General features: G+C 52.2%; 11 protein-coding genes. 3 read left to right on the top strand and 8 right to left on the bottom strand.

The window, feature by feature from the left end; translation table 11 throughout:
* The first annotated feature begins 155 nt into the window (after window positions 1-155).
* On the top strand, window positions 156-713 hold the full coding sequence (locus HYI44_RS08005; RefSeq protein ID WP_225569127.1) for a TetR/AcrR family transcriptional regulator: 558 nt from the start codon (window positions 156-158) through the stop codon (window positions 711-713).
* On the opposite strand, the gene fabF is transcribed toward HYI44_RS08005, so the two are convergent.
* From fabF to HYI44_RS07990, 3 genes are all read right to left on the bottom strand, one after another.
* Window positions 710-1,984, bottom strand: coding sequence for a beta-ketoacyl-ACP synthase II (fabF, locus tag HYI44_RS08000; protein ID WP_225569126.1), 1,275 nt, complete (start codon window positions 1,982-1,984; stop codon window positions 710-712). The two genes, HYI44_RS08005 and fabF, sit on opposite strands and share 4 nt — an antisense overlap.
* A gap of 21 nt (window positions 1,985-2,005) precedes the next feature.
* Window positions 2,006-2,800, bottom strand: a complete 795-nt coding sequence (locus HYI44_RS07995; RefSeq protein WP_225569125.1) for an SDR family NAD(P)-dependent oxidoreductase — start codon at window positions 2,798-2,800, stop codon at window positions 2,006-2,008.
* Window positions 2,801-3,002: 202 nt separating this feature from the next.
* The gene (locus tag HYI44_RS07990) at window positions 3,003-3,338 is read right to left on the bottom strand and encodes a ComEA family DNA-binding protein (RefSeq protein ID WP_225569124.1); all 336 of its coding nucleotides are present in this window, start codon (window positions 3,336-3,338) and stop codon (window positions 3,003-3,005) included.
* A gap of 501 nt (window positions 3,339-3,839) precedes the next feature.
* On the opposite strand from HYI44_RS07990, the gene HYI44_RS07985 reads away from it, so the two are divergent.
* Entirely contained in the window at window positions 3,840-4,943 is a 1,104-nt protein-coding gene (locus HYI44_RS07985; RefSeq protein WP_225569123.1) for an acyltransferase family protein, read from the top strand.
* A gap of 314 nt (window positions 4,944-5,257) precedes the next feature.
* The gene (gene rfbC, locus HYI44_RS07980; RefSeq protein WP_225569122.1) at window positions 5,258-5,803 is read left to right on the top strand and encodes a dTDP-4-dehydrorhamnose 3,5-epimerase; all 546 of its coding nucleotides are present in this window, start codon (window positions 5,258-5,260) and stop codon (window positions 5,801-5,803) included.
* A gap of 127 nt (window positions 5,804-5,930) precedes the next feature.
* On the opposite strand, the gene HYI44_RS07975 is transcribed toward rfbC, so the two are convergent.
* From HYI44_RS07975 to wecB, 5 genes are all read right to left on the bottom strand, one after another.
* Window positions 5,931-7,925: a polysaccharide biosynthesis protein gene (locus HYI44_RS07975; protein WP_225569210.1), complete on the bottom strand. Its 1,995-nt coding sequence runs from the start codon at window positions 7,923-7,925 to the stop codon at window positions 5,931-5,933.
* Window positions 7,926-8,024: 99 nt separating this feature from the next.
* Window positions 8,025-9,059 (bottom strand): MraY family glycosyltransferase, encoded by a 1,035-nt coding sequence (locus HYI44_RS07970; protein ID WP_225569121.1) that lies wholly within the window; start codon window positions 9,057-9,059, stop codon window positions 8,025-8,027.
* Window positions 9,056-10,024 (bottom strand): UDP-glucose 4-epimerase family protein, encoded by a 969-nt coding sequence (locus HYI44_RS07965; protein ID WP_225569120.1) that lies wholly within the window; start codon window positions 10,022-10,024, stop codon window positions 9,056-9,058. Before HYI44_RS07965 ends, HYI44_RS07970 begins: the two co-directional genes overlap by 4 nt.
* A complete protein-coding gene (locus HYI44_RS07960; protein WP_225569119.1) occupies window positions 10,024-11,277 on the bottom strand; it encodes a glycosyltransferase family 4 protein in 1,254 nt (417 codons plus the stop codon). Before HYI44_RS07960 ends, HYI44_RS07965 begins: the two co-directional genes overlap by 1 nt.
* Before the next feature lie 14 nt (window positions 11,278-11,291).
* A complete protein-coding gene (gene wecB, locus HYI44_RS07955) occupies window positions 11,292-12,422 on the bottom strand; it encodes a non-hydrolyzing UDP-N-acetylglucosamine 2-epimerase (RefSeq protein WP_225569118.1) in 1,131 nt (376 codons plus the stop codon).
* Window positions 12,423-12,431: the final 9 nt, after the last annotated feature.

Raw genomic sequence — 12,431 nt, 5'->3', positions numbered from 1 at the left:
GCTCAGCGGTCCCGGATTAATAAAAGTCTGCAGGCGAGCAAACACTATTCATGCCAGGTTGCGCTTTGAAGCTTCCGGGTGCTTTTTTAGGAATAGAAGACAGTCACCATCTAAGCTTCCTTGGTTAAGATGAAGTATTGCCGTGGAGATTTCAGATGCGTTATTCGCAGGATCACAAAGCCCAAACCCATCAACGCATCATCAAGGAAGCTGCCGCACGCTTCCGACGTGACGGTATTGGCGCGACCGGCCTGCAACCCCTGATGAAATCATTGGGCCTGACCCACGGCGGCTTCTATTCCCACTTTTCGTCCAAGGACGAACTGGTGGAGAAGGCCCTGCAGGCGGCCGGCGAAGAACTCGACGCGCAGTGCGCCATGTTGTTCGCCGAAGATCGTCCCTTGGACGCCTTCATCGACAGTTACCTGTCCGAGTGGCATCAAACCTCGCCCCAACAGGGCTGCCCGTTGCCGACCATGTCATCCGAACTGGGTTTGCGCGGGCAGCCGAGCCCGACCACCGATGCCGTTCTCAACGCAAGGCTTGAACAAGTGCAAGGCACGCTGGAGGGCGAACATGCCGACGACCGCAGCATTGTCATCATGTCGACCCTGGTAGGAGCACTGCTGTTATCACGCAGCGTCGAGAACCCCGGGCTAGCCCAGCGGATCCTCGACGTCACACGCCAACACTTGAAGCAGTCCCGGGACTAGCCCTGCCAGCGCTTGAACAGCACGCTGGCATTGACCCCGCCGAAGCCGAAGCCGTTGGACAGCGCGTACTCGATCGCCATCGGCCGCGCCTGGCCATGGACAATGTCCACGCCTTCGGTGGCCGGGTCCGGGTTGTCGAAGTTGAGCGTGGCCGGCGCCACCTGATCACGAATCGCCAACAAGGTGAAAATCGCCTCGATCCCGCCCGCTGCACCCAGTAGATGCCCGGTAGCCGACTTGGTCGCTGTGACCGCGATCTTGTTCTCGGTGCCGAACAACGATTTGATCGCCGCCAGCTCCCCGAGATCGCCGACCGGCGTTGAAGTCGCATGGGCATTCAGGTGTTGCACCTGATCCGGAGTGATACCCGCCTGCGCCAATGCCAAGGCCATTGCCCGGCGCGCACCGCTGCCATCTTCAGGGCCGGCGGTCAGGTGATAAGCATCCGCGCTGGTACCGTAACCCACCAGTTCCGCCAAGGGCTTGGCACCACGGGCCAGGGCATGTTCCAGGGATTCGATCACCAGAAGGCCGGCGCCCTCGCCCATGACAAATCCGTCACGGCCACTGTCGAACGGTCGCGAAGCGCGCTCGGGCGTATCGTTATAGCCGCTGGACAAGGCCCGCGCCGCCGCAAAACCGGCAAGACTGACGCGATCGATCGAGGCTTCCGCTCCACCACACACCGCAATATCCGCCTCACCACAGCGGATCAGCCGCGCTGCATCACCAATCGCCTGCACCCCGGCCGCACACGCCGTCACCGGAGCACCCAACGGGCCTTTGAAGCCGTGCCGAATCGACACATGGCCGGCCGCAAGGTTGACCAGGAACGACGGAATGGTGAAAGGCGACAAACGCCGCGGCCCACGACTGTCCGTGGTACGCACCGCATCGGCAATCGCCCCGAAACCACCCACGCCCGAGCCGATGATCGTGGCCGTGCGCTCCTGGGCAGTGGCATCCAGCGCCTGCCAACCGGCCTGTTCCAGCGCCTGACGCGCCGCTTCCATCGCAAACACGATAAAGCGGTCCATCTTCTTCTGTTCCTTGGGCGGCGTCGCCCGATCCGGATCAAACCCCGCCTCGGCATCATCAGCCAGCAACGGCACCACGCCTCCGACCGAAGTCGGCAAATCGGCAACCACAGCGTCCGGCAACGTGCGCAACCCGGACTGCCCCTCCAGCAGCCGTGCCCATACCGCTTCAACACCCGTGCCCAAAGGCGACACCAGGCCCATACCTGTCACAACGACTCGACGATCACTCATACCGCAACACCTCAAGCCGCCTCACTTGTAACGCGTGGCAGCTTTACTCTTGGACAAATTCGGCGCCATCACATGACGCGCCGCTACAAAGGCATCCCAATCGGCCGCGTCGGGCAACGAAGGAATGGTGACAAGCTCACCCTGGTCCAAACCCGACAGAGCAGCATCAACCATCTCCCCCGCCTCCATCACCATGTCGGCCGGGATCTGCGATGCATCAATGCCGGAGCGCTCCCAGATCTCAGTGCGGGTTACACCCGGCAAAACGGCCTGGACTTTGACGCCTGTACCATCCAGTTCCGCATTCAAGGACTGGGTCAGACTTAACACATATGCCTTGCTGGCGCTGTAAGTCGCGTTGAAGCGCTCAGGAAACAGCGCCACGACCGAGGCGATATTAATAATCGTGCCACGACCCGCCTTGGCGAAACCGGCTGCGGCTGCTGAAGCCAACCGGGTGACGGCGGTTATGTTGAGTTGAATCAGGCGCTCAAGTTGATCCAGGTCCGAATTGGCCAACAGCCCATCCGCCGCGACACCGGCATTGTTCAGCAGGAGGCTGATGCTGGAGTCACTGCGCAGGCGTTGTTCAAGCTTCAGCACATCGTCTTTTTGCGTCAGGTCTGCCTTCAGCACTTCAACCTGCACACCGTGGCTTGCGCGCAGTTTGGTCGCCGCGGCTTCCAGCCGTTCCTGGTCGCGAGCTACCAGCAGCAAGTCGAAGCCACGGGCGGCGAGGCGCTCGGCGTAGATGGCACCGATGCCGGAAGAGGCGCCGGTGATGAGGGCTGTTCCTTGAGATTGGGGGGAGGTCATCGGTGTACTCCTGTGGGGATTTCAGAGTGGTGGAAGGCCGAGAATGACGCTCGCTAACTGGCGACCATTTTATTATATGCATAATCTGAAGATAATATGATAGTCATAATCTTCAAGGGGTCGACGAAAGGCGAGCACAATCTCGATGGCCAGAATGCAAAAAGGCCGGTCAATGACCGGCCTTGCAAGCTCGCTGTTAAGCTTAGTTCAGCACCAGCCTTTCGCGGTTTTTATCCAGGATCGCCTTACCAATTCCTTTGACTTCGAGCAGTTCGTCCACCGTAGCGAATGGACCGTTCATATCACGATACGCAACAATCTCTTGGGCCTTGGCTTCGCCTATACCCACTAGGTCACGCTGCAGAGTGATTGCATCGGCGGTGTTGAGATCGACCTTGACGGCCTGTGGCTGAGGGGCGAGTTCCTGAGTTGCGGTGGTCGCGCCAGTCTCGGCTTTCGGCGCAGGGGCCGCATGGGTGGTGAGAGAGAGGCTGGTGAGGAGTGCAAAAACCAGGGAGGGGAAATAGCCAGTACGCATAATTGAAGCTCCATTTCATCGATTTGGGAAAGCAGCTTCTCCGAAGCTGCCTTCCAAATTTAGGCGATGTATGGAGCTTGTCAAAAGTGGGTCTGTTGCGGGATGTGAGATAATTGTTAACCCTTAATCACCCCACATTTAAAGCGCTTAGCTGATCCCGGATGCCGTGCTGCAAATTACCTCAGCAGCGAGCTCGCCATGATGCGTTCCGACGCATAAGTGGAAAAATATATCTCTCTAAACAACAATGAAATCTCCCCTCACCACCAAGACAGCGCGTTGATGACTCCAATAAGATACTGACGATCGATCAGCGACTTCAATCCGACCCGACAGACTGAGGAGCGCCATCATTGACATTCTTTTGACTTCCATGCGTATGCCGTTCCGTAGCCGGACGCTCCGCTTCTCAATGCATCCATAAGATGGCATCATTCGCGATGAATTAAGGTAGGAGGTTTTGACAACTCATTCTGAAAAAAATGGAAGGTATGTTAACTGATGAATGATACTGCCAAAAAGTCACGAATAACACCAATTGACGGGCTGCGTGGATTCGCAGTTTTAGTAGTATTTGTTTATCACACGCTTGGTATCCCTTTGAGTGGCGACATCGGCGTCGATATATTTTTCACAATGAGCGGTTTTTTAATCTCTTCCCAAATTTTTAATGAGATCAAAAGAACAAATACCATAAATATCGTCAAGTTCTATCTCAATCGCATCGTCCGATTGATCCCTGCATTTCTCGCCGTGTGCGTACTTTACTTGGCGATTTACTACTGCTTTGGAAAATACAGCTATCCAGCAAATGAAACAGCCGACATGACGAGCATGCTCAGCATGATTTTCATGGCGAATATTTACTTAGCACAAGATTTGCACCCTATCCCTTTCCTCCAGCATACGTGGACCTTGGCGGTAGAGTGGCAGTTCTATATCGCATGGCCAATTATTTTGCTAACGCTTGCGAAATGTGGAATTAAGACAAAATCGCTACTGGCAGTTTTAATCTGCGCGGCTATCATCACAATCTGGATTCTGCGGATGGCTGGCGACAGATTTTTGCAGTTCGATGGAATTCTTCTTGGGTCGCTAATTCCACTTATAAAAGATTACAAATTCATTGTTGGGCTTTTCAAGAACCGATTCTCCGGCCTCCTGATTTTTTGCCCGGCTATTCTTGTGATGGTGGCCTTCGTATTCCATTATGCCCAGCCATACACGACACTGCCACCAAAAACAGTAGTATCGGTCATGACGATGATTGCGATTTTGTATTTCACGATCAACTACGACTCAATCTATAACAATATTTTCGATAATAGCCCAATGCGGTACTTCGGAAAAATATCGTACGGACTTTATCTGTACCACTATCCTATTGCAGCTCTAATGTATTCGAACGGATTCGACTCCAAGCAATTGCTTGTGGTTGGCATCATCGTGGCCATACCTATCGCCGACGTTTCCTGGCGCTACCTGGAAGAGCCTCTGCTGAAAGCATGGGCACGTTCCAAATCGATTATGCGTGAACAGGTTATCGTGCCGTCTGACCAGACTACGGACGACCGACATTCTTCACATACGCCTGTAGCGCATTGAGGGATGCTTAGTCGGCGATAATCGCGGTGACAAATCGAACACAGAAAAATCCACAAGCTACTCAGAGTTTGACGGTTCCTGTCTCTACCACGCTGGCGGCGCCGGAATCACCCAACACGCCCGCACCACCGGCACCTCAACTAAACAATCGGGGTTCGAAGTGGCGTCACTGGTAGATCCAGCTGAAAATAGGCAATCGCGTATGTCGGTGAGTTCACATATACGATTACCTGGCGCAGGCTTTGCTCTAATATGTACATTTTGGTCAGTACGGACCGAAGTCTCTTACTTTTCACTAAATCTGGAGAAAACCAATGAATGTAGTCACCACTGACTTACCCGGTGTTCTGATTATCGAACCCAAGGTGTTTGGTGACGAGCGCGGCTTCTTTTATGAAAGCTTCAACGCCAAGGCTTTCGAAGAGGCGACTGGTCTAAACACTAAATTTGTTCAGGACAATCATTCCCGCTCGCAAAAAGGTGTGCTTCGCGGCTTGCACTATCAGCTTGAGAACACTCAGGGCAAGCTGGTGCGTGTGACAGTTGGAGAGGTTCTTGATGTGGCGGTGGATATTCGGCGTAGCTCACCGCATTTCGGAAAGTGGGTAGCCGTTCGACTATCGGCTGAAAATCACCGTCAGCTTTGGGTTCCGGAAGGCTTCGCACATGGCTTCATTGTCCTGAGCGACTTCGCCGAGTTTCTTTACAAAACTACTGATTATTACACCCCCTCCGCCGAGCGCTGCATTCGTTGGAATGATCCGACTCTGGCAATCGATTGGCAGCTCAATGAAACCCCACAACTGTCGGCTAAGGACCAAGCAGGTAAAACCCTGCAGGAAGCGGATCTTTTTCCCTAAGCAGTGCGGCCCTGACGTTGTGAGATAATAGTTCAAGTCTCAGAAAAAGCAGCTTCCAGGAAGCTGCTTGAAACATCGTACAGTGCCGCGCTTATTGCTAAACGACCTTGTTGCAACCTTTAACAGGTCACGGCTCGAGTCGGCGTTGCTGGTAGATCCAGTCCACAATTTCTCCATCAGGAGCGTATCCGCTGACGGTGTCGCGCAGCAACTGCCGGACTCGCGTGTAGTCGTCGTGCTCAACTGCCAAGAGCAATTCTGTCAACTTGGTTTTGAGCACTTCCCACGGTAGATGATCTTCATTGGCACTCATGATCATAGGGTGCTGAGTAGAAACAACGTTGTCACCAATCAATAACTCTTCATAGAGCTTCTCACCCGGGCGCAATCCAGTGAATTCGATGGAGATATCGCCATTAATGTTCTTCTCGGAACGGACACTCAAGCCAGATAGATGAATCATCTTTTCTGCCAGCTCTACAATTCTCACGGGTTCACCCATGTCGAGCACAAAAACGTCGCCACCCTGCCCCATTGACCCCGCCTGAATTACAAGCTGCGCCGCTTCGGGAATGGTCATGAAATAACGGGTGATTTTCGGGTGAGTAACAGTCAGTGGCCCGCCTGACTTGATCTGTTTGTGAAACAACGGAATCACTGAACCTGAAGATCCCAGAACATTACCAAAGCGGACCATGGTAAATCGGGTTTTATTGACCCGCGACACATTACCAGTATCACCAAAAAGTACTGGGGCCACCTCGCGACTGAGCGCTTGCAGCGTCAGTTCCGCGAGACGCTTGGTGCTACCCATCACATTGGTGGGCCGCACAGCTTTGTCCGTAGAGATCAAAACGAAGTTAGCAACCCCGGCCTGAAGAGCAGCCTGAGCGGTGTTGAGTGTACCGATCACATTATTAAGAACGCCTTCGGCGATGTTGTGCTCCACCATTGGCACATGTTTGTAGGCCGCGGCATGATAAACCGTATCAACGTGCCAGGTTTTCATTACGTCCAGTAATTTTTCTGGATTGCGTACGGAACCAAGGATTGGTAACAGTCGAACCGGTAGCGATTCCCGTGTAACGCGCTGCTCTAGCTCCGACAAAATGCTATAGAGATTAAACTCACTATGATCAAGAAGTAAAAGCGTTGTTGGCCTTAAAGCCAAAATCTGCCTGCAGAGTTCCGATCCAATTGAACCACCCGCTCCGGTAACCAGAACAGACTGACTTTTGATGCAATGCTCAAGCAACTCTCCCTGCGCGGGTACGGAGTCACGACCGAGCAAGTCAGCAATATCCACTTCCTGTATGTCATCGACCTTGACCCTGCCACTGGCCAGATCCATGAAGCCCGGTACACTTCGAACGTGCAGTGGAAAGCCTTCGAGGAAGGTCAGGATTTCACGACGACGGCCCCTGTTAGATGACGGGATCGCAAGAAGGACCTCCTGCGCACCTGTAACATCGATCATTCTCTGAATGTGCTTGGGCTTGTACACGTGCAGGCCCGAGATGATTCGATCGGCAATGCTGTTATCGTCATCAATGAATGCTACCGGACGCATCGCCCGGCCCATGCGTAGAGCCGCAACAAGCTGATTTCCTGCAGCGCCCGCCCCGTAAATTGCCACTCTTGGAAGACCGTCATCTCTGCTGGCAAAAGGCACGTGCTGCACTGCCGTAAACCAGTCTCCCAAGAAGTATTGGCGCATCGCAAGACGTAATCCGCCAATCATGATAAGACTCAACCACCAGTAGTTGAAGATGATTGAACGAGGCACGATATTCTGATGGTTGCTGTACCAGTAAACGATGACGCCTAGGATCAGCGACGACAGGCTTACAGCCTTGATGATAGCGATCAGTGCATCGTTGCCGAAATAGCGCATCACCGCCCGATACATCCCAAAGCGGATGAACAAGGGTATCGCCACCACCGGAGCGATGAGGAAGAGCCAGGTGTGCGCGAGAAACGGATTTACCATTTCATCGATACCAAGTCGGACCACAAACGCCAACCAGAGGGCAGCCCAAACCAGGACGACGTCGGCCGAAACCTGTATCAGTCGCTTTTGGCGGCGTGGCAGCCCCAGCAACAGAGCCCGTACCCTCTCCATAAACGCTTCAAACACCTTGTCCCGCTCCTAAACTGGATATGACGCAATCATTGTACCCATTCGGACAACTACAACACTCGTTAAATCAATTCGCATAGCTTAACTGGCAGAGGAAGAGACCGAGCTCTCAAGCGCCCCTGCATGGAATTTCACAGCGATAATGATCAATGGAATGTAGGCCATCACAAGGCCGCAGGCGCCGTCCAGCCCCCAGTAAGTCACGCATAAGGCAATAGGTAGTAACCAGAACAAATTTATTGCACCCACAGCGATAGTCACTGGCAAATGCCTGCCAAACCGCCGCGATGCAAACTGGTAAGCGTGACTGCGATGAGCTTCATAGACCTTGTCACCTCGTATCAAGCGGCGCAATAGCGTGAACGTAGCGTCGACTATGAATACGCCGAGAAGAATCAACCATGACCAAAACAAAGCGGACGACTCCCAGGCGGCCTGAATCGACAGCACTCCCAACGCAATGCCAAGGAACCCACTACCGGCATCCCCCATGAAAATGCGTGCGGGGGGAAAGTTCCAGTAGAGGAACCCCAAAACCGCCATGGCCAATACCAGCGGTGCCCATATCAGCGCCGGAGTACCGTTGAGCCAATACAGGAAACATGCGCCAAGGCAAACACACAAAGCTTCAATGCTGGCAATCCCATCAATTCCGTCCATGAAATTGTAAAGATTCAAAAGCCAGACCAGGTAGATGGCAGCCAGCACATACCCAAACCAACGAAGCTCCATGCTCATTCCGAAGATAACTATGGGAGGAAACCCTCCCATCCACAGCAGTGCCCATATCCCAGCGCCAAAATGGCCCAGTAACCGCCATCTGGCAGCTATGTGACCATGGTCATCCATAAATCCTATCACAGCGACCAAAATACCCGCGCCGCCTACAGCAATCAGCGGAGACCATTCAACCAGTCCCACATAACCAAGAACAGGCAGCGATATGAGGAAAGCGATGACGATCGCCACTCCCCCACCACGAGGCGTTGGGATTGAATGCGAACTCCGGGCATTAGGGATATCGATAATGCTGCGACTTAGCGCATAACGACGTAAGGCTGCAGTCAGCGACAAGGAAAGCAAGGCGATAGCAGGTACTAGCCACAAGTAAATCATTGTTGTTGATTGTCCCTAAAATTTAATGCGGTTGCCGCCAATGCTTCATCGACGCTCACTGGTGGGGTCCAGCCCAGAAGATTACGAGTCTTTGTAATATCTACCTGCAAAGATCCACAGAGACGCTGGGAAAGTGCTCTCTTGCCCAGCATCGCTGCGCCTCCTTCAAGCATCCAACTGGGAACTGGAATCAGTCGCGCTGGCTTGTTAAGTGCCTTGGCCATTCTGGTCAACAATTGGGTCGTAGATAAATCCTCTCCATCGCTGACAAGAAACGTCTGATTGGCGGCAGAAGGATGATCAATGCAGGTCACGACGAGATCGACCAGGTTATCCAGCGCGACGAGGCTACGGCTATTATGTATCGCGCCAAAAGGTAAGGGGATTCCCTTATCCAACCAGTGCATCATACTTAAAAAGTTCGCTTTGACGCCTGGTCCGTAGACGAGAACAGGGCGGACAATCACCACTTCTATTCCGGTTTCCGTCGACAGTTGGCGCAGGCCCTGCTCTGCCTCCATTTTTGAAATGCCATACGGATCGGCAGGAGCAGGAGCATCGTCGCCGGTGTAGAAACCACCTGGTTTCGTTCCTTCGCCATTGACCTTGATTGAACTGATAAAGATAAATCGTCGAACACCAGCGGCAGCCGCCTGACGAGCGAGATTCAACGTACCAGCGACATTCACTTTACGAAACGCAGCCAATGGATCCGATTCGACATCATTCATGACGTGAACTCGCGCCGCGGAGTGAATAATCACATCAAACTTTGTGAGATCTCCTGTCCACGCAGTGTCGCCATCAAACGAGCCAATTCGCAGTGTAGGTACGTCCTGTACGTTGAGCTGCGATTCTTTTCGGACAACGGCAGAAACACTATGCGTCTTTTCGTTGATTAAACGTTTAAGAATAGCACCGCCTACGAAACCAGACGCCCCGGTCAATAAGATTGAGTGTTGCATCATTGGCTGGCCTTTCTTAAAGTGGCAGTTCTAAAAAGATCTTCCAGTTGGGTTAAAAGTCGATTCTTTGAATAGTTATCCAAGTAATACTGACGCCCTGATTCACCCATTGCCCTTAATTGACTCGCGTCTGATTGGGCAAGAGCCAACGTTATTTCCGCCAGACCGTTCGAATCGCCGGAAGAGCATGTCAGACCGGCGCCCGACTCCCCAATCACTCGTGCCGCCTCACCATTGATCATGCCTAGCAACGGCCTGCCTGAGGCAAGATAAGCCTGCACCTTTCCGGGAATGGTCTTTTCGAATACGTCATTGGTTTTGAGTGAGACGAGCAAAGCATCCGCACACGCAAATAGAGCCGGCATTTCCTCGAGAGGATGTCGACCTAGCAGCAAAACGTTTCCAAGCCCTCTGGAATGGACCTGTTGACTTAGCCACTCACTCATACGCCCATCGCCGACAATTACCCAACGCACAGAAACCTTGTTAACTAAGGATTCGGCTGCGTCTAGCACAGCAGGAAGATCTTGCGCTTCACCCAGATTGCCCGCGAACACGACAGTGAATGCTGTTTCATCACGTGAAAGCAAGGAGGTAGTTCGATTGTCCACTGCGGAAAAATCGTCTTCGGCCCAACTCGGAAAATAGACTAGACGCTCGGAAGCAATATTTCTTGTACAGTATCTCTGTACATTTTCAAAAAACCCATGGGACTGCAGTAGCAAATAATCAGTACGGTTATAAATCCATGAAACCATTTTACCAACCATTGCCAGCAATGCAGGCTTTTTCAACACGCCGACAGCCCTGAGCGTCTCAGGCCAGAGGTCCAGGACCCAAACGAACACCGGAGCTTTCTTCAGTCGGCCAATTACTATCGCGGGTATGGCTGCCATGATCGGAGATACCGCATACACGAAAATTGCATCGAACTCTTTACCCCGCAATTTCCACGCCCCGACAACTGATGCGCTGGTGAAGAAACTGAGATAATTCAGTGCCAAACTGATACTGCGTTTACCCCGCGGCAACATTGGCACCCTGACAATTTCGGCACCATGGTAATCCCCGAAACGCTCAGGCGCCGCCTGAAACTCAGCAAATACGGTCCCTTCAGGATAATTAGGCAGCCCCGTGAGCACGGAGACCGAATGCCCTTTGTCGGTAAAATCGCGAACCAAGTCGTTTATACGCATATTTTCTGGCCAAAAATATTGCGTTACTACCAGGATTCTCAGTTTCTTCTCAGGCATGATCACAACTCGAATTAGTAACGTTTCCAGACGATGCGATTCACATAGTCAGTATAACTATGTACGATCCGGGCTACTTTTTCAGACACATTGGGCATGCTGTAGTCTTCAACCAAGCGCAACGTTCGCTCCACCCCAGAGGCTTGTGCATCCAATACCATCAACCCTTGCAACACCCGTTCAACTTCAAGCCCGACCATCATCACTGCAGCTTCCTCCATGCCTTCTGGACGCTCGTGGGCCTCACGGATATTCAATGCCGGGAAATTAAGTATCGAAGACTCTTCGCTGATTGTACCGCTATCAGAAAGTACCGCCTTGGATTCCAACTGCAGCTTGTTGTAATCTTTGAAGCCCAATGGCTTAAGCAATTTTACGTTGTCGTGGAACACGATACCCATCGCATCAACTCGCTTTTGAGTGCGCGGATGAGTCGAAACAATGACGGGATAACCAAATGTCACCGCCACGGTATTTAGAACATCGACGAGCTTCAGAAGATTTTTATCAGAATCGATATTTTCTTCACGGTGCGCGCTAACTACAAAAAACTTACCGCGTTCAAGGCCCAAACGTGCCAACACGTCAGAAGATTCTATGCCATCGCGATAATAATTCAGCACTTCAAACATTGGACTACCGGTCTTAATCACCATATCAGGAGACAGACCTTCTTTTAGCAAGTAATCGCGAGCGATAGTGCTATAAGTAAGATTAATGTCAGCCGTATGATCTACGATTCGCCGATTGATTTCTTCAGGCACCCGCATATCGAAACAACGATTGCCGGCTTCCATATGAAAAGTTGGAATTTTACGTCGCTTGGCAGGGATGACAGCCATGCAACTATTGGTATCACCTAACACCAACAACGCCTCTGGCTGAACAGCGGCAAGCACTCGATCCACAGCAATGATCACATTCCCGATGGTTTCAGCACCGCTGCTGCCTGCTGCGTTTAGGAAATGATCGGGTTTACGGATCCCAAGGTCTTGGAAAAAAATCTCATTCAATTCGTAATCGTAGTTCTGACCTGTGTGCACTAGAACGTGATCACAGTACTTATCCAGCGCTGAGATAACACGCGACAAGCGAATGATTTCTGGACGGGTGCCAACAACAGTAACAATCTTCAACTTTTTCATTGTGATAAA

It is taken from the genome of Pseudomonas sp. Y24-6, from assembly GCF_020295325.1.
GTDB lineage: Bacteria > Pseudomonadota > Gammaproteobacteria > Pseudomonadales > Pseudomonadaceae > Aquipseudomonas > Aquipseudomonas gregormendelii.
Note: the sequence above shows the minus strand (reverse complement) of the source record. Positions and strands in the feature narration are given on the sequence as shown.